The following is a 17,636-nucleotide window of genomic DNA, read 5'->3' as shown; positions in this document are numbered from 1 at the left end:
AAAGGTTTCCACAGTGCGTTAATTCTACTGTAGCCGTGTTAAAACTCCCGGACGAGGTTTGCTTACAGGGGGTCTCCTAAAACTGATTAGGGTTGACGGCAATGAAAACACGAAAAATTGGACTCGCAAACTATCTTGCATACGGGGCAGGGGATTTCCTCGGCGCGGGAACGACCGCGCTGACGGCGGCCTGGCTTTTGTATTTTTATACGACCTTCTGTGGACTCACACCGATTGAAGCGACCTTTATTTTTGCTGCTGCAAGGGTACTGGACGCGGTGGTCAGCCCGCTGATGGGCTTTTTAACCGATAACTTTGGCACCACCTGGCTGGGAAAACGCTTTGGTCGCCGCAAATTCTTTATTCTGCTCGGCATTCCCTGCGTCTTCAGCTACTCCCTGATGTGGGTTGGGGAGATGAATTTCTGGTACTACCTGCTGACCTATCTGGTCTTCGATATCGTCTACACCATGATTCTGGTGCCGTATGAAACGCTGGTCCCGGAGATGACCGATGACTTTAAACAGAAAACGAAATTCTCCGGTGCGCGTATTTCGATGGCGCAGATGTCCGCTATCCTGGCTTCGTTCCTGCCGGGGATCCTGCTGACCCACTTTGGTAAAGACAACGCGATTTCATTCTTCTACGCAAGCCTGGTCTTCTCCGTGCTGTGCGCGCTGATGCTGACCTTTGTCTGGTTCTTCACCTGGGAGCGCCCGCGCGAGGAGTGGTCCGAAGCGGCCCTGCGCGCGGAAGAAGAGAAGAAAAAACTGACCCTGGGCCAGAGCCTGAATCGCCTGTTTGTGGAGTTAAGCTCGACGCTGCGCATCAAGATTTTCCGGCAGCACCTGGGCATGTACCTTGGCGGCTACATTGCGCAGGACGTCTTCAACGCCGTCTTTACCTATTACGTGGTGTTTGTGCTAATGCAGGAGGCGTCTATGGCGTCGAACCTGCTGGGCACGATGGCCATTTTCCAGTTCCTTGCCGTGATTGGGATGATCCCGCTGTGCATTCGCTTTGGGCCTGCGCCGTCTTACCGCATGGTGGTGGTGCTGTTTGGCCTGGCCTCTCTCTCTTACGCCGTGCTGTATTACGCCGGGCTGAGCGACGTTTACGCTTTGCTGCTGCTTATCTCCGCGGTTGCCGGTCTCGGTCGCGGCGGTATCAACTATGTGCCGTGGAACACCTATACCTACATTGCTGACGTGGACGAGGTGATCACCGGCCAGCGTCGTGAGGGCATCTTCGCTGGCATCATGACGCTGACCCGAAAAGCGTCTCAGGCCGGTGCGGTAATGCTGGTGGGCATCGTGATGCAGATGTCCGGCTTTGTCAGCGGTCAGAAAACCCAGCCTGCTGAAGTCAGCCACACCATTCTCATGATTTTGAGCGTGGGAACCCTTCTGGTGCTGTTCTGCGGTTTCCTGGTCTCCCTGCGCTTCAGGCTCAATCTCCAAACCCACAGCACGCTGCGCGAAGAGACCGCGAAAATGCGCGAATCGGGCCGCGCCATGCCTGAAGCGGCCACCCCGCATGCCCGCGCCATCGTGGAAATGCTGGCCGGTATGCCGTTCGAATCCTTGTGGGGGAATAACAACATTGGTTATCTCAATCGCAATAAACCAGCGGCCCCTTCGCTGAAGGGACGTGCGGTACTGAATTCGACATACAACAGAGGTTAAGATGATGAAAGTTTGGCCTGTCAAACATAGCCCCTTGCTGCGTCAGCCAGAGCGTTTTATCGCCAGGGACGAGCTGAAATCGCTGATTCAGAAGGTGACGCATAACCTGGTCAATATCCACGACAAAACGGGTGAATTTTTGCTGCGGCTGGACGACGGGCGCGTCATAGATACCAAAGGTTGGGCAGGGTGGGAGTGGACGCACGGCGTCGGGTTGTACGGTATCTGGCAGTACTACTGCCAGACCGGCGACGACGGGATGCGCGACATTATCGACAGCTGGTTTGCGGACCGTTTTGCGGAAGGGGCAACCACCAAAAACGTGAATACCATGTCGCCGTTCCTGACGCTGGCGTACCGCTATGAAGAGACCCGAAATCCGGCCTGGCTGCCGTGGCTGGAGAGCTGGGCGGAGTGGGCGATGCATGAGATGCCGCGTACCGAACACGGCGGCATGCAGCACATTACCCTGGCGGAAGAGAACGCGCAGCAGATGTGGGATGACACGCTGATGATGACGGTCCTGCCGCTGGCCAAAATTGGCAAGCTGCTGAACAAACCGGAATACGTTGAGGAGGCGGTGTACCAGTTCCTGCTGCACGTGCAGAACCTGATGGACCGGGAGACCGGGCTGTGGTTCCACGGCTGGAACTATGACGGCAACCATAACTTTGCCCATGCCCGCTGGGCGCGTGGCAACAGCTGGCTCACCATTGTGATCCCGGACTTCCTCGAACTGGTCGATCTGCCGGAAAACAACGCCGTGCGCCGTTATCTGACGCAGGTTCTCAATGCGCAGATTGCCGCGCTGGCGACATGTCAGGACGACAGTGGCCTGTGGCATACGCTGCTCGACGACCCAGACTCATACCTGGAGGCGTCGGCCACGGCAGGCTTTGCCTACGGTATTCTTAAGGCCGTGCGTAAACGCTATGTGGCGGCGGAATACGCTGATGTCGCGGAGAAAGCCATCAGAGGGATTGTGAAAAACATCTCGCCGGAAGGGGAACTGCTACAAACGTCGTTCGGAACCGGGATGGGGAGCGATCTGGAGTTTTACCGCCAGATCCCGCTGACGTCGATGCCGTACGGTCAGGCAATGGCAATCCTCTGTTTGACGGAGTATTTGCGGAAGTACTTCTGATCATAAAAAAACCCGGCGATGATAGCCGGGTTTTTTGTATTACATACGTTCTACGGTTTCGATACCCAGGGTATCCAGACCCAGCTTCAGGGTCTTCGCCGTCAGCTGCGCCAGCTTCAGGCGGCTGTTGCGGACCGATTCATTTTCCGCAGACAGAATAGGGCAGTGCTCGTAGAAGCCGGAGAACAGACCGGCCAGATCGTACAGGTAAGCACACATCACGTGCGGCGTACCGTCGCGTGCAACCACGGACAGCGTCTCTTCAAACTGCAGCAGACGGGCCGCCAGCTGGGCTTCGCGATCTTCGGTAATGGTGACGGTCGCATTCGCCAGCACGCTTTCATCGATATTCGCTTTACGGAACACCGAGAGCACGCGGGTGTAGGCATACTGCATGTACGGCGCGGTGTTACCTTCAAACGCCAGCATGTTGTCCCAGTCGAAGATATAGTCGGTGGTACGGTTCTTGGAGAGATCCGCGTATTTCACCGCACCGATACCCACGGCGTTCGCCAGTTTTTCCAGCTCCTCGGCTGGCATATCCGGGTTCTTCTCTGCCACCAGACGACGGGCGCGTTCCAGCGCTTCATCCAGCAGGTCGGACAGCTTCACCGTACCGCCCGCACGGGTTTTGAACGGCTTGCCGTCTTTACCCAGCATCATGCCGAACATGTGGTGTTCCAGCGGCACGCAATCGGGAACATAACCGGCTTTACGCACGATAGTCCACGCCTGCATCAGGTGCTGGTGCTGACGGGAGTCGATGTAGTACAGCACGCGGTCAGCATGCAGCGTTTCGTAACGGTACTTCGCACAGGCGATATCGGTGGTGGTGTAGAGGTAGCCGCCATCCTTTTTCTGGATGATCACGCCCATCGGTTCGCCTTCCTTGTTTTTGTACTCATCAAGGAATACGACCGTTGCGCCTTCGCTCTCAACCGCCAGATGTTTGGCCTTCAGGTCGGCCACAATGCCCGGCAGCATTGGGTTATAGAGGCTTTCACCCATCACGTCGTCGCGGGTCAGGGTGACGTTCAGACGGTTATAGGTGAGCTGGTTCTGGGACATGGTGATGTCCACCAGCTTGCGCCACATCTCCAGGAAGTACGGGTCGCCGCCCTGCAGTTTCACAACATAGCTACGCGCGCGCTCGGCGAAGGCTTCATCTTCGTCGTAGTGTTTTTTGGCTTCACGGTAGAACCCTTCCAGGTCCGCCAGCGCCATTTCACCCGCGTTTTCCTGCTGCTGTTTTTCCAGGTAAGCAATCAGCATACCGAACTGGGTACCCCAGTCACCCACGTGGTTCGCGCGGATCACCTTGTGACCGAGGAACTCAAGGGTGCGTACTGCCGCGTCACCGATGATGGTGGATCGCAGGTGGCCAACGTGCATCTCTTTCGCGACGTTTGGCGCGGAGTAGTCAATCACCACGGTCTGTGGCTCTGGCTGGGTTACGCCCAGACGGTCAGATTTCAGCGCTGCGTCAACGTGGCTTGCCAGGAAGGCCGGCTCAAGGAAAATGTTGATAAAGCCCGGGCCAGCGATTTCGGTTTTACTGGCAATGCCGGTGAGATCCAGATGAGTCAGCACCTGCTCAGCCAGTTGTCGCGGCGGCATGCCCAGTTTTTTAGCCACTGCCATCACGCCATTAGCCTGATAGTCGCCAAACTGTACTTTCGCTGACTGACGAACCTGCGGTTCGCAATCCGCAGGCGCACCTGCGGCAATCAGTGCCTGACTGACTTTTTCTGAGAGAAGAGCCTGAATATTCACCTGGATACCTTACGTTTTTGATGCGGGCTGACTGCCACCCGCGCCAGTTAAAGAATGAGGGCGGGAGTATACTGCAAATGCCTTCTGGCGTCAGCATTGCGGGGGGCGAAGATTGCGCAGAATCCAGGCTAAGAAAGCATGCATAATCATGCAGTGATAAAAAGCGTCATTCCGCGGTTGGTCAAAAGGGGGCAACAGAGTAAATTAGCGGCTTTGCGACACGATAAGAGACTGACTTATGGCGAACTGGCAATCCATTGACGAACTGCATGATATTTCCGCAGATTTACCGCGCTTCACCCAGGCGTTCACAGAACTTGCCACCCGTCTTGGTCTGGACATTGCGCCGCTTGAGGCCGATCACATCTCCTTGCGCTGTCATCAGAACGCCACCGCCGAGCGCTGGCGTCGCGGGTTTGAACAGTGCGGGGAACTGCTTTCTGAGAACATCATCAACGGCCGTCCTATCTGCCTGTTTAAACTGTATGAGCCGGTCTGCGTAGCGCACTGGCAATTTAGCGTTGTTGAACTGCCGTGGCCGGGAGAAAAACGTTACCCGCATGAAGGCTGGGAGCACATCGAAATCGTGCTGCCTGGCGAGCCCGAAACGCTGAATGCGCGCGCGCTGGCGCTGCTGTCTGATGAGGGGTTGAGCAAGCCGGGTATCTTTGTGAAAACGAGTTCACCAAAAGGCGAGCGCGAGCGTTTACCGAACCCGACGCTGGCCGTGACTGACGGACAGGTGACGGTGAAGTTCCATCCCTGGACGATAGAACAGATTGTTGCCAGCGAAGAGTAAGCGTTGTGACGACACGCGAAGACCGGCCGGGGGCGGCGTGTCATGATGGTGCATTACGCGAAATTTAAGGAGGAGTGGATGGCGCTGCTGGAGATTTGCTGTTACAGCGTGGAGTGTGCCGCGACGGCGCAACAGCGGGGGGCTGACCGCATTGAACTGTGCGCGGCACCGAAAGAAGGGGGGTTAACGCCCTCGTACGGTGTGTTGAAGTCTGCCCGTCAGGCTGTCACCGTTCCGGTACACCCTATCATTCGTCCTCGGGGCGGTGATTTTTGTTACACGGCAGGCGAGTTCAATGCCATGCTTGACGATATCGCCCTTGTTCGCGATCTGGGTTTCCCGGGGCTGGTGACGGGGCTGCTCGATGAAGAAGGCAACGTCGATGTACCGCGTATGCGCCAGGTAATGGCGGCCGCAAAGGGGATGGCGGTAACATTTCATCGCGCGTTCGATATGTGTAAAAACCCATTGCAAGCCTTTGATACCCTTGCGGAACTTGGCGTGGCGCGTGTGCTGACATCGGGCCAGCAGTCGTCGGCTGAAAAAGGACTGCAATTAATTACGGAACTAAAAGCACATTCCGGTGTTCCAATAATAATGGCGGGTGCGGGAGTCCGTGCCAGCAATCTGGAACTGTTTTTAAACGCCGGGGTGGAAGAGCTTCACAGCTCTGCAGGGAAATGGATACCGTCGCCCATGCGTTATCGCAATACAGGGTTGTCTATGTCGACGGATGCTGAAGCGGATGAGTACTCACGCTACGGTGTAGATGGAGAGTCGGTTGCGGAAATGAAATCGCTGATTGAACGTCATCACGTGTAGCAACGTACCGATTTTTACCGCGCATCATGTCGCCCAATATGATGCTTGCTTGTACCAGGCCCCTGCCAATTACACAGGGGCCTTTTTTTCTCCTTCATATTTCAAGCCGCAGCTGCGTTGGCTGCCTCGCTCCCCCCAGTCACTTACAGATGTAAGCTCCTGGGGATTCGCTGCGTTGCCGCCTTGCTGCAACTTGAAATATTTTGGAGAAAACCTGCGATGACCAGGCCGGGTAAGGCGCAGCCGCCACCCGGCTAAAAGGCTACGGCTTCGTGGCAATCAACACCGCACGCATTGGCGCCGGATAGCCTTCAACGGTTTTGCTGTGGTCGGTTGGGTCAAGGAACTGCTCCAGCGATTCGGTCACCATCCACTCCGTGCGGCGTTGCTCCTCGATGGAGGTCACGCAGACGTCGGCGATGCGCACATCCACAAATCCGCACTTCTCCAGCCAGTTTTTCAGCGCCAGCGCGGAAGGAATGAAGTAGACGTTGCGCATTTGCGCGTAACGATCGCCGGGAACCAGAACGGTATTTTCATCGCCTTCGACCACCAGAGTTTCCAGCACCAGTTCGCCGCCGCTGACCAGCTGATCTTTCAACTGCCATAAATGCTCCAGCGGGGAACGGCGGTGGTAAAGCACGCCCATGGAGAAGACGGTATCAAACGCTTTCAGCGCGGGCAGTTGCTCAATGCCCAGCGGCAGCAAATGCGCGCGCTGGTCGTTACCCAGCAGCTTACGCACGGCTTCGAACTGGCACAGGAACAACTGCATCGGGTCGATGCCAACGGCTAAATGCGCGCCCGCGCCAATCATGCGCCACATGTGGTAACCGCTACCGCAGCCGACGTCCAGAATGGTACGCCCGGTCAGGTCGGAGAGATGCGGCAGCACGCGATCCCATTTCCAGTCGGAGCGCCATTCAGTATTGATATTCACCCCGTAGAGCGAAAACGGTCCTTTGCGCCACGGCATCAGGTTACGCATCAGCGTTTCGATGCGATTAATCTGCCCGGCGGGCAGCGGCTCTGCGCTTTCGGCCGTGACGCTGTGCAGCAGATCCAGACGGTGAGGCGTCAGCTCCGGCAGAAACTCCACCGCATTTGACCACTGCTTCAACAGCCCATGCTGCTGATCGCGCTGCCAGGTGGCAATCTGCGCAGGCAGGGTCTCCAGCCAGTGGGAGAGATGGTTTTTTGCAATCAGCTGATAGAAGTTACCGAACTCAATCATGCCGCGTCCTCAGCTTTCAGCGCCACCAGGGAGCCAAAGTTAAAGCACTGGAACCACAGTTCGCTATGCTCAAAGCCTGCCTGGCGCAGACGCGCTTTATGGGTTTCCACGGAGTCCGTCAGCATCACGTTTTCCAGCATGCTGCGTTTCTGGCTAATCTCCAGCTCGCTGTAGCCGTTTGCACGTTTGAAATCGTGGTGCATGTTGAACAGCAGTTCGCCGACGGTCGCGTCTTCAAAGCTGAATTTCTCAGACAGCACCAGCGCGCCACCGGGGTTAAGGCCCTGATAAATTTTGTCCAGCAGCCGCTGGCGGTCATCGGGCACCAGGAACTGCAGGGTAAAATTCAGCACGACCATCGAGGCGTTGTGGATTTCGATGTCACGAATGTCGCCTTCAACGACCTCGACCGGAGTTGCCGCTTTCCAGGCATCAATATGGCGACGGCAGCGTTCAACCATCGCCGGGGAGTTATCGACGGCAATGATTTTACAGCCTTCGTGATGAACGTTACGACGTACCGACAACGTTGCCGCGCCGAGCGAGCAGCCCAGGTCATACACCTGCGTGCCGGGTTGAACGAAGCGCTCAGCCAGCATGCCGATCATGGAGATAATATTGGAATAACCGGGAACAGAGCGCTGGATCATATCCGGGAAGACTTCGGCTACCCGTTCATCGAAGGTCCAGTCGCCCAGGCTGGCGATAGGCGCGGAAAAAAGCGTGTCGCGATCTGACATAACGTAAAAATCCGGGAAAAATAAAGTGGCGTATTGTGCGCTAACGGAAGGAGAAAACCAACTCCCACGGCATATACCAAAGGTTAGCCAGCACCATCAGCAAAAGCGAGCACCATGTCGCGCTCATGCCGGAACGACGCCAGCGGAATAAGCGGTGGTGAAAGCCGTAATAATGCATTAACCGACCCGCAATCAGCAGCAGGCCACAAATGTGTACCATCCAGGTTTCGGCGCCATTCATCTCCATAAACAGCAGCAAAATGAGTGCCACCGGAATGTACTCAACCGCGTTGCCGTGGATACGGATAGCGCTTTGCAGTTCGGAAAACCCCCCGTCGCCGTATGAGACGCGGTACTGCATTCTGAGTCGCACAACATCAAATGAAAATTTAATCAGCAGTAATGCACCTAGCACCGCATACAACGCGCTGACCATACAAACTCCCTGTGTTTTGGCAGATGGCGTCTCTATGATATGGCGTGATCTCAGAAAAGAGAAGATTGTTGTGGGATGGACGGCGCGCTGCCGAGCGACGGAACCGCGGTTTGCAGGGCCTGCCAGAGCGTATCGACCAGTTCGGGGGCCTGGGCGATATCCGGCGTATGTAAAAAGAGATACGGCGTGGTGGTCTGTTCCCATTTCGCTAACGTGTGCAGCCAGACGGCGAACATCTCCTGATTTTGCTGCATATTGTCGCTGCCGATAAACCGGACCATCGGATTGTGCGCGGTTACGATAGCGTGGACCGGGACTTTGGGCTTCTTGCGCTGGGCATCAATAATAGCTTCGTTATGCGCAATTGCGCTGTGAACAGGACGACTGTCAAGAATGACGCGGTTGACTGAGCGCTGATGCAATCCCCGGTTGAGTGCTTTCTCCACCTCGCCTTTGGCAAAAAATTCAGGATGTCTCACTTCAACGCCGTAGGTAAAGTCCCGGGGCAGGCCATCAAGGAATGGCCAGAGCGCGGGCAGATCGCGCGGACCAAAGGTGGCGGGAAGCTGCAGCCAGTACTGGCCGATACGGTTTGCCAGTGGCGACATTCGGCCAAAAAACTCTTCGGTTAAATCACCGCAGTTACGCAGGGCGGCGTTATGGGAGATGGTTGCCGGAAATTTAAAGCAGAAGCGGAAATCATCCGTGGTTTGATCCCGCCAGCGCTCGACAATCTCTGCCCGGGGAAGGGCATACAGCGTGGTGTTGCCCTCCACGCAGTTAAAGTGCCGGGCGTACTCTTCAAGGCTGGTTATGCCAAGGCGCACCCATTTCGGGTGCGACCACTGGGGCAGGCCCACATACATCATAACGCGCTTAAAATCTCATCCGTGCTGCGCACGCGACCGATGCGCGGGAAAATATGGGTCATGCTGCCCTGGTGTTGTTCCGCAGAAGCCGCGCTACATGCGTCTTCGGCAATCACCAGGTTAAAGCCCAACTCCCAGGCGTTACGGGCGGTGGATTCCACGCCAATGTTGGTGGAGATCCCGCACAGGATAATGGTGTCGATACCGCGGCGGCGCAGCTGCAGCTCCAGGTCGGTGCCATAGAAGGCGCCCCACTGGCGTTTGGTCACTTCGATATCGCTGTCGCGTTTACCGAGCGAGACCGGATACGTCCACCAGTTGTCCGGCAGGGCGTGCGCGGGCGCCTGGGCGTCAACCGGCTGTTTTAACGCTTCGGCAAAATCGGTCGACCAGCCAACGCGCACCATGACAACCGGTGCGCCGCTGGCGCGGCATTTTTCCGCCAGACGGGCGGCACGGCTGACGACATCATCAGCGGTGTGCGGGCCGCCGGCAAAGGGAAGGATCCCTTCCTGTAGATCAATCACCACCAGGGCGGTTTTGCGGGCATCAAGTGTCAGCATGGTAACTCCAGTTAAATGAATCGCTTCCGTTACACCTTACGACGTTATGGCCTGTTATCGGTCGGATAATTTTGTTAATTTTTGTGAGAATGCGCAATAAGAGCGCAGCAAACGTGCGTCTGGCCGTGCTTCGCTCTTATCGTCCGGCGGAATTTCCAGTATAATAGCCGCCTTTTTTCATCCAGTTGTGACATACAGAAAGCTGCGACATAGTAGCCTGCATACCAGGCGACATTTAGCCTGCGGCTAATTAAGGGATATCTCATGCGTACAGAATATTGCGGGCAGCTGCGTCAGTCCCACGTCGGACAGCAGGTGACCCTGTGTGGTTGGGTCAACCGTCGTCGTGATCTTGGTAGCCTTATCTTCATCGATATGCGCGACCGCGAAGGTATCGTTCAGGTGTTCTTCGATCCGGATCGCGCGGACGCGTTGAAGCTGGCTTCTGAGCTGCGTAATGAGTTCTGCATTCAGGTCACCGGCACCGTACGTGCGCGTGACGAGAAAAACGTCAACGCAGATATGGCGACCGGTGCCATTGAAGTGCTGGCCTCCGATCTGACGATCATCAACCGTGCTGAAGCGCTGCCGCTGGACTCCAACCACGTCAACACTGAAGAAGCGCGTCTGAAATACCGCTACCTGGATCTGCGTCGCCCGGAGATGGCACAGCGCCTGAAAACCCGTGCGAAAATCACCAGCCTGGTGCGTCGCTTTATGGATGACCACGGTTTCCTCGATATCGAAACCCCGATGCTGACCAAAGCCACGCCGGAAGGCGCGCGCGATTACCTGGTGCCATCCCGCGTTCATAAAGGCAAATTCTACGCGCTGCCGCAGTCTCCACAGCTGTTTAAACAGCTGCTGATGATGTCCGGCTTCGATCGCTACTATCAGATCGTAAAATGCTTCCGTGACGAAGACCTGCGCGCTGACCGTCAGCCAGAATTTACCCAGATCGATGTGGAAACCTCCTTCATGACCGCTGAGCAGGTGCGTGAAGTGATGGAAGCGCTGGTGCGCAGCCTGTGGAATGACGTGAAGGGCGTGGAGCTGGGCGACTTCCCCATCATGACCTTCGCCGAAGCCGAGCGTCGTTACGGCTCCGACAAACCTGACCTGCGTAACCCTATGGAGCTGGTGGACGTTGCTGACCTGGTGAAATCCGTTGAGTTTGCGGTGTTTGCCGGCCCGGCTAACGATCCGAAAGGTCGCGTAGCAGCCCTGCGTGTACCGGGCGGTGCAGCGCTTAGCCGTAAGCAGATTGACGACTACGGCAACTTCATCAAGATCTACGGCGCGAAAGGTCTGGCCTATATTAAAGTAACCGAGCGTGCGAAAGGTCTGGAAGGTATCACCAGCCCGGTGGCGAAGTTCCTGAATGCGGAGATTGTAGAAGCGATCCTTGAGCGCACCGGCGCACAGGATGGCGACATGATCTTCTTCGGCGCTGACAATAAGAAAATTGTTGCCGATGCAATGGGCGCGCTGCGTCTGAAACTGGGCAAAGATCTGAACCTCACTGACGAGAGCAAATGGGCGCCGTTGTGGGTTATCGACTTCCCGATGTTTGAAGACGACGGTGAAGGCGGCCTGACTGCCATGCACCACCCGTTCACCTCGCCAAAAGACATGACGGCGGCAGAGCTGAAAGCGGCACCGGAAGAGGCGGTCGCGAACGCCTACGATATGGTTATCAACGGCTATGAAGTGGGCGGCGGCTCCGTGCGTATTCACAGCGGTGAGATGCAGCAGACGGTGTTCGGCATTCTGGGCATCAACGAACAGGAACAGCGCGAGAAGTTCGGCTTCCTGCTGGATGCGCTGAAGTACGGTACGCCGCCTCACGCAGGCCTGGCATTCGGTCTCGACCGTCTGACTATGCTGCTGACCGGCACCGACAACATCCGTGACGTTATCGCCTTCCCGAAAACCACCGCAGCGGCGTGTCTGATGACCGAAGCGCCAAGCTTCGCTAACCCGGCCGCGCTGGCTGAGCTGGGTATCGACGTGGTGAAAAAGGAAGAGAAAAACTGATATGGCATATAAGCGTCCCGTTTCTGTCTTAGTTGTAATTTACGCTCAGGACACGAAGCGGGTGCTGATGTTGCAGCGGCGCGATGACCCTGAATTCTGGCAGTCGGTTACCGGCAGTCTGGAAGAGGGCGAAACCGCGCCGCAGGCCGCCGCGCGTGAAGTAAAGGAAGAGGTCACCATTGACGTTGCTTGCGAGCAACTGACCCTGAAGGACTGTCAGCGCACGGTGGAGTTCGAAATTTTTAGCCATTTACGTCATCGCTATGCACCGGGTATCAAGCGCAACACGGAATCGTGGTTCTGTCTCGCGCTCCCTCACGAACGGGAGATCGTGTTCACTGAACATCTGACCTACCGCTGGGTGGATGCGGCGGATGCCGCCGCACTGACCAAGTCGTGGAGCAACCGGCAGGCGATTGAAGAATTTGTAATTAACGCAGCCTGAAAAGGCGCGATTTTTGGAGAACTTTTTATGGCAGGTCATAGTAAGTGGGCCAACACCAAACACCGCAAAGCGGCACAGGATGCCAAGCGCGGTAAGATCTTTACCAAAATCATTCGCGAGCTGGTGACAGCGGCGCGTCTGGGCGGCGGCGATCCGGCGTCTAACCCACGTCTGCGTGCGGCAGTAGATAAAGCGCTGTCCAACAACATGACGCGTGACACCCTGAACCGTGCTATCGCTCGTGGCGTGGGCGGTGATGAAGACACGAACATGGAAACCATCATTTATGAAGGTTACGGTCCTGGCGGCACCGCGGTAATGGTTGAATGTCTGTCCGACAACCGTAACCGTACCGTTGCAGAAGTGCGCCATGCGTTCACCAAAACCGGGGGTAACCTGGGGACTGACGGTTCTGTAGCGTACCTGTTCAGCAAAAAAGGCGTCATCTCCTTCGAGAAAGGCGACGAAGATGTCATCATGGAAGCGGCACTGGAAGCGGGTGCGGAAGACGTAGTCACCTTCGACGATGGCGCTATCGATGTCTACACCGCGTGGGAAGAGATGGGTGCAGTACGTGATGCGCTGGAAGCGGCGGGCCTGAAAGCCGACAACGCTGAAGTCTCCATGATCCCGTCCACCAAAGCGGATATGGATGCTGAAACGGCACCAAAACTGCTGCGTCTGATCGACATGCTTGAAGACTGCGACGACGTGCAGGAAGTGTATCACAACGGTGAGATCTCTGATGAGGTTGCAGCGACTCTCTGATGAGAGCGTTTAAACCGTTTACGGGAGACGCGTGATGTCGATTATCCTTGGGATTGACCCCGGCTCACGCGTCACCGGTTACGGCGTTATCCGTCAGGTTGGACGCCAGTTAACCTACCTTGGCAGTGGCTGTATTCGCACCAAAGTTGAAGATCTGCCGTCGCGACTGAAGCTCATTTATGCAGGCGTGACGGAGATTATCACCCAGTTTCAGCCTGACTATTTCGCCATCGAGCAGGTCTTCATGGCGAAAAACGCCGATTCGGCGTTAAAGCTCGGTCAGGCGCGGGGCGTGGCAATTGTTGCTGCCGTGAACCAGGATCTTCCGGTATTTGAATACGCGGCAAGACAGGTCAAGCAGACGGTGGTGGGGATTGGTAGCGCGGAGAAAAGCCAGGTGCAGCACATGGTGCGTACCCTGTTGAAGCTCCCCGCGAACCCGCAGGCCGATGCCGCCGATGCGCTGGCAATTGCGATCACCCACTGTCATGTCAGCCAGAACGCGATGCAAATGAGTGAGTCGCGGCTCAATCTGGCGCGAGGCAGGTTACGATAATGAGAAATCAGGCTGGATGTTTATCCAGCCTTTTTTTATTATGTCGCAAATCAATAATTTTCCAGAACGCAGGAGCGTCACGTGATAGGCAGACTCAGAGGCATCATCATTGAAAAACAACCCCCGTTAGTGCTGCTGGAAGTGGGCGGCGTGGGCTATGAAGTCCATATGCCAATGACCTGCTTCTACGAGCTGCCGGACGCGGGCAAAGAGGCGATTGTCTTTACCCAGTTTGTGGTGCGTGAAGATGCTCAACTGCTCTATGGCTTCAACAACAAACAGGAACGCACCCTGTTCCGCGAGCTGATTAAAACCAACGGCGTCGGGCCGAAGCTGGCGCTGGCCATTCTCTCCGGTATGTCCGCCCAGCAGTTCGTGAATGCCGTTGAGCGCGAAGATCCTGCCGCGCTGGTTAAGCTCCCGGGCATTGGTAAGAAAACGGCAGAGCGCCTGATTGTTGAGATGAAAGACCGCTTTAAAGGCCTGCATGGCGATCTCTTTACCCCTGCTGCCGATCTGGTGCTGACTTCGCCGGGTGCGCCTGTGTCGGATGATGATGCCGAGCAGGAAGCGGTTGCCGCGCTGGTGGCGCTGGGCTATAAACCTCAGGAGGCCAGCCGAATGGTGAGCAAAATTGCCAAACCGGATGCCAGCAGTGAAACTCTGATTCGTGAAGCGCTGCGCGCTGCGTTGTGAGGTAAAGGATGATTGAAGCAGATCGCCTGGTATCGGCAGGCACTATTCAGGCAGACGACGTGGTGGATCGTGCGATCCGTCCGAAGTTGCTTGATGAGTATATTGGCCAGCCGCAGGTGCGTTCCCAGATGGAGATCTTCATCCAGGCGGCAAAGCTGCGCGGCGATGCGCTCGATCACCTGCTGATATTCGGTCCTCCGGGTTTGGGGAAAACCACCCTGGCGAATATCGTTGCTAATGAAATGGGCGTGAACCTGCGTACCACGTCTGGCCCGGTGCTGGAAAAAGCAGGCGATCTGGCGGCGATGCTGACCAATCTTGAACCGCACGACGTGCTGTTTATCGATGAGATCCACCGCCTGTCGCCGGTGGTGGAAGAGGTTCTCTATCCGGCAATGGAAGACTACCAGCTGGATATCATGATCGGCGAAGGCCCTGCCGCGCGTTCGATCAAAATCGATCTGCCGCCGTTTACCCTGATTGGCGCCACCACCCGCGCCGGGTCGTTAACCTCTCCACTGCGCGACCGCTTTGGTATTGTGCAGCGCCTCGAGTTTTATCAGGTCGCCGACCTCCAGCATATCGTGGGCCGCAGTGCCCGTTATATGGGGCTGGATATGAGCGAAGAGGGGGCATTTGAAGTGGCGAAGCGTTCGCGCGGAACACCGCGTATCGCTAACCGCCTGCTGCGCCGCGTTCGTGACTTTGCAGAAGTGAAGCACGATGGTTCTATTTCTGCCGAAATTGCTGCTCAGGCGCTGGATATGCTGAATGTCGATGCTGAGGGTTTTGACTACATGGACCGCAAGCTGCTGCTGGCGGTACTGGACAAATTCTTTGGCGGGCCGGTCGGGCTGGATAACCTGGCGGCGGCAATCGGGGAAGAGCGCGAGACAATTGAAGATGTACTCGAACCGTATCTGATTCAGCAAGGCTTCCTGCAACGTACCCCGCGTGGGCGTATGGCCACGGTGCGGGCGTGGAATCATTTTGGTATCACGCCACCGGCAATGCCGTAATGCTTAATTCCCTCTCCCAAAGGGCTGAGGGATCCCCATAAATAATGCCTGCACAGACGGCTCCCTCTCCCTTTGGGAGAGGGCTGGGGTGAGGGGGAACATACGGCTGTGGAGGTCATTCCGTTCACTTTATGTTCCTTGCTACTCTGCAACAACATGATCCGTGAACGTGCCAGGGCGGCTCAGTCGCCACCGCCCTGGCGACCCGGGCTCCCGGCGGTAAATCGCCGCTTCGCGGTGCCTTCGGCTTATTCCTTCCGGCTTATCGGGGACGGGCGGATGTAACGTCCTGCTGAAGCCGCCCTCTCGGCGCATCCCTGCGCCTCGCCCCGGCCTGCAGGAAACGCCTCAGCGATTTACAGCCGGACCAGGGCGTCGCTGTAAGTCATTCATTTTCCTGAAGCAACATTCATCGCTTTCGGTAAAAAATTACTGGGGATTCCTCAGCCCAAAGGGAGAGGGGTTAGGGTGAGGGCATCAGCGCCCTCGATATCAACTAGCGGTCTTCTTCATCATACTGAAAATAAACAGCACCGCCGCACACAGCACCACTGACGGCCCCGCAGGCGTGTCATAGAACGCCGAGAAGGTTAACCCGCCCGTGACCGCAATCATCCCGATAATCACCGCCACGCCTGCCATCTGCTCCGGCGTACGGGCAAAACGACGCGCGGTGGCCGCAGGAATAATCAGTAGCGACGTAATAATCAGCGCACCGACGAACTTCATCGCCACGCCGATGGTTAACGCCGTCACCAGCATCAGCAGCAGTTTCACCCGCTGCAATTTCACGCCGTCTACAAACGCCAGATCCGGGCTGACGGTCATCGCCAGCAAATTACGCCACTGCCACAGCAGAATACCCAGCACCACCACCACGCCAATGGCAATAGCAATGAGATCTTCAGGCGTCACGGCGAGCAGGTCGCCAAACAGATAGGCCATCAGGTCAACGCGGATATTTGACATCAGGCTCACTACCACCAGGCCCAGCGACAGGGCGCTGTGCGCCATAATGCCGAGCAGGGTATCAATGGCGAGGTGAGGGCGTTTTTCCAGCCAGACCAGACCGGCGGCGAGGAGCAGCGTAACGACAATCACCGCATAGAACGGGTTGACGTCCAGCAGCAAACCAAAGGCCACGCCCAGCAGTGAAGCATGGGCCAGGGTATCGCCGAAATAGGACATTCTGCGCCATACCACAAACGAGCCAAGCGGACCCGCGGCGCAGGCGAGCATAATCCCGGCCAGCCAGCCGGGCAGTAACAGTTCAATCATGAGTGTCCATTTCCCCGGCGCAGGACAATTCGTCCCTGTAAATCATGGCGGTGGTTATGATGATGGCGATAAATACCCAGTTGTTCAGCCCCGCGAGGGCCAAACATAGAGATAAATTCGGGGTGCATTGACACCACTTCAGGCGTGCCGGAACAGCAGATATGATGGTTCAGACAGAGCACTTCGTCGGTTTTTGCCATCACCAGATGCAGGTCGTGGGAGACCATCAGCACCGCGCAGTTCAGTTCGTGGCGCAGCTGGTCAATTAAATCGTAAAGCGCGACCTGACCATTGACGTCCACACCCTGCGTTGGCTCATCCAGTACCAGCAGCTGGGGGCTGCTGAGCAGCGCCCGGGCAAGTAACACGCGCTGGGTTTCCCCGCCGGACAGTTTTTGCAGTGGCGCGTTGACCAGGTGGCCCGCCTGGACACGTTTCAGCGCCGGAAGAATATCGGCTTTACGCGTACCAGGGCGCAGGCGCAGGAAGCGGCTGACGGTCAGCGGCAGCGTGGCATCAAGATGTAATTTTTGCGGCACGTAGCCGATACGCAATTTTTCTTCACGCTTGATGACACCTTCATCAGGGGCTACCAGACCCAGCACCACGCGCACAAGGGTGGATTTACCCGCGCCGTTCGGACCGAGCAGCGTCAGAATTTTACCGGGCTTCAGATCCAGCGAGACGTCAGAAAGGACGCGGCGCTGACCGAACGAGACCGAAACATTTTCAAGAGAAACCAAAGTTGTCATGTCAATTTAAGCTTGCAGAA

The 17,636-nt window shown here is 56.5% G+C and carries 18 protein-coding genes; 10 read left to right on the top strand and 8 right to left on the bottom strand.

Annotation, left to right across the window (positions count from 1 at the left end; genetic code table 11):
* Positions 1–101 precede the first annotated feature (101 nt).
* Both ACQG19_RS14880 and ACQG19_RS14875 read left to right on the top strand, forming a co-directional pair.
* Positions 102–1,685, top strand: a complete 1,584-nt coding sequence (locus ACQG19_RS14880; protein ID WP_246932748.1) for an MFS transporter — start codon at positions 102–104, stop codon at positions 1,683–1,685.
* A gap of 4 nt (positions 1,686–1,689) precedes the next feature.
* Positions 1,690–2,829 carry a glycoside hydrolase family 88/105 protein gene (locus ACQG19_RS14875; RefSeq protein ID WP_061773041.1) on the top strand — a complete coding sequence of 380 codons (1,140 nt, stop codon included), beginning with the start codon at positions 1,690–1,692 and terminating at the stop codon, positions 2,827–2,829.
* Between the two features lie 39 nt (positions 2,830–2,868).
* Here the strand turns inward: ACQG19_RS14875 and argS are convergent, their stop codons facing one another.
* Entirely contained in the window at positions 2,869–4,602 is a 1,734-nt protein-coding gene (gene argS / locus ACQG19_RS14870) for an arginine--tRNA ligase (RefSeq protein ID WP_029882318.1), read from the bottom strand.
* Between the two features lie 238 nt (positions 4,603–4,840).
* On the opposite strand from argS, the gene ACQG19_RS14865 reads away from it, so the two are divergent.
* Together ACQG19_RS14865 and cutC are read left to right on the top strand one after the other, a co-directional pair.
* Positions 4,841–5,401 carry a VOC family protein gene (locus ACQG19_RS14865; protein WP_047352441.1) on the top strand — a complete coding sequence of 187 codons (561 nt, stop codon included), beginning with the start codon at positions 4,841–4,843 and terminating at the stop codon, positions 5,399–5,401.
* A gap of 78 nt (positions 5,402–5,479) precedes the next feature.
* Positions 5,480–6,223 (top strand): copper homeostasis protein CutC, encoded by a 744-nt coding sequence (gene cutC / locus ACQG19_RS14860; RefSeq protein WP_047352442.1) that lies wholly within the window; start codon positions 5,480–5,482, stop codon positions 6,221–6,223.
* A 262-nt stretch (positions 6,224–6,485) separates the two neighbouring features.
* On the opposite strand, the gene cmoB is transcribed toward cutC, so the two are convergent.
* From cmoB to ACQG19_RS14835, 5 genes are read right to left on the bottom strand one after another with little or no spacing between them, the layout of a single operon-like run.
* Positions 6,486–7,457: a tRNA 5-methoxyuridine(34)/uridine 5-oxyacetic acid(34) synthase CmoB gene (cmoB, locus tag ACQG19_RS14855; RefSeq protein WP_013096075.1), complete on the bottom strand. Its 972-nt coding sequence runs from the start codon at positions 7,455–7,457 to the stop codon at positions 6,486–6,488.
* Entirely contained in the window at positions 7,454–8,197 is a 744-nt protein-coding gene (cmoA, locus tag ACQG19_RS14850; protein ID WP_013096076.1) for a carboxy-S-adenosyl-L-methionine synthase CmoA, read from the bottom strand. Before cmoA ends, cmoB begins: the two co-directional genes overlap by 4 nt.
* Positions 8,198–8,237: 40 nt before the next feature.
* Positions 8,238–8,633, bottom strand: a complete 396-nt coding sequence (locus ACQG19_RS14845; protein ID WP_013096077.1) for an MAPEG family protein — start codon at positions 8,631–8,633, stop codon at positions 8,238–8,240.
* A gap of 50 nt (positions 8,634–8,683) precedes the next feature.
* Entirely contained in the window at positions 8,684–9,502 is an 819-nt protein-coding gene (locus tag ACQG19_RS14840; RefSeq protein WP_040019974.1) for a DUF72 domain-containing protein, read from the bottom strand.
* Positions 9,499–10,065, bottom strand: a complete 567-nt coding sequence (locus tag ACQG19_RS14835; RefSeq protein ID WP_045292479.1) for a hydrolase — start codon at positions 10,063–10,065, stop codon at positions 9,499–9,501. The genes ACQG19_RS14840 and ACQG19_RS14835 overlap by 4 nt, the downstream gene beginning before the upstream one ends.
* Positions 10,066–10,329: 264 nt before the next feature.
* Between ACQG19_RS14835 and aspS the strand changes: the two genes are divergently transcribed.
* From aspS to ruvB, 6 genes are all read left to right on the top strand, one after another.
* Positions 10,330–12,102 carry an aspartate--tRNA ligase gene (gene aspS / locus ACQG19_RS14830; protein ID WP_013096080.1) on the top strand — a complete coding sequence of 591 codons (1,773 nt, stop codon included), beginning with the start codon at positions 10,330–10,332 and terminating at the stop codon, positions 12,100–12,102.
* Position 12,103: 1 nt separating this feature from the next.
* Entirely contained in the window at positions 12,104–12,547 is a 444-nt protein-coding gene (nudB, locus tag ACQG19_RS14825; protein ID WP_222168860.1) for a dihydroneopterin triphosphate diphosphatase, read from the top strand.
* Between the two features lie 27 nt (positions 12,548–12,574).
* Positions 12,575–13,315, top strand: a complete 741-nt coding sequence (locus ACQG19_RS14820) for a YebC/PmpR family DNA-binding transcriptional regulator (RefSeq protein WP_013096082.1) — start codon at positions 12,575–12,577, stop codon at positions 13,313–13,315.
* A gap of 34 nt (positions 13,316–13,349) precedes the next feature.
* Positions 13,350–13,871, top strand: a complete 522-nt coding sequence (gene ruvC, locus ACQG19_RS14815) for a crossover junction endodeoxyribonuclease RuvC (RefSeq protein WP_013096083.1) — start codon at positions 13,350–13,352, stop codon at positions 13,869–13,871.
* 81 nt (positions 13,872–13,952) lie between these two features.
* Positions 13,953–14,567: a Holliday junction branch migration protein RuvA gene (ruvA, locus tag ACQG19_RS14810; RefSeq protein WP_013096085.1), complete on the top strand. Its 615-nt coding sequence runs from the start codon at positions 13,953–13,955 to the stop codon at positions 14,565–14,567.
* 8 nt (positions 14,568–14,575) lie between these two features.
* Positions 14,576–15,586 (top strand): Holliday junction branch migration DNA helicase RuvB, encoded by a 1,011-nt coding sequence (gene ruvB, locus ACQG19_RS14805; RefSeq protein ID WP_013096086.1) that lies wholly within the window; start codon positions 14,576–14,578, stop codon positions 15,584–15,586.
* A gap of 492 nt (positions 15,587–16,078) precedes the next feature.
* On the opposite strand, the gene znuB is transcribed toward ruvB, so the two are convergent.
* A complete protein-coding gene (gene znuB, locus ACQG19_RS14800) occupies positions 16,079–16,864 on the bottom strand; it encodes a zinc ABC transporter permease subunit ZnuB (protein ID WP_013096087.1) in 786 nt (261 codons plus the stop codon).
* A complete protein-coding gene (znuC, locus tag ACQG19_RS14795; RefSeq protein WP_222168495.1) occupies positions 16,861–17,616 on the bottom strand; it encodes a zinc ABC transporter ATP-binding protein ZnuC in 756 nt (251 codons plus the stop codon). The genes znuB and znuC overlap by 4 nt, the downstream gene beginning before the upstream one ends.
* Positions 17,617–17,636: the final 20 nt, after the last annotated feature.

The organism is Enterobacter cloacae complex sp. 277I4 (assembly GCF_050031465.1).
GTDB lineage: Bacteria > Pseudomonadota > Gammaproteobacteria > Enterobacterales > Enterobacteriaceae > Enterobacter > Enterobacter cloacae.
This window is presented reverse-complemented; position numbering and strand designations above follow the sequence as displayed.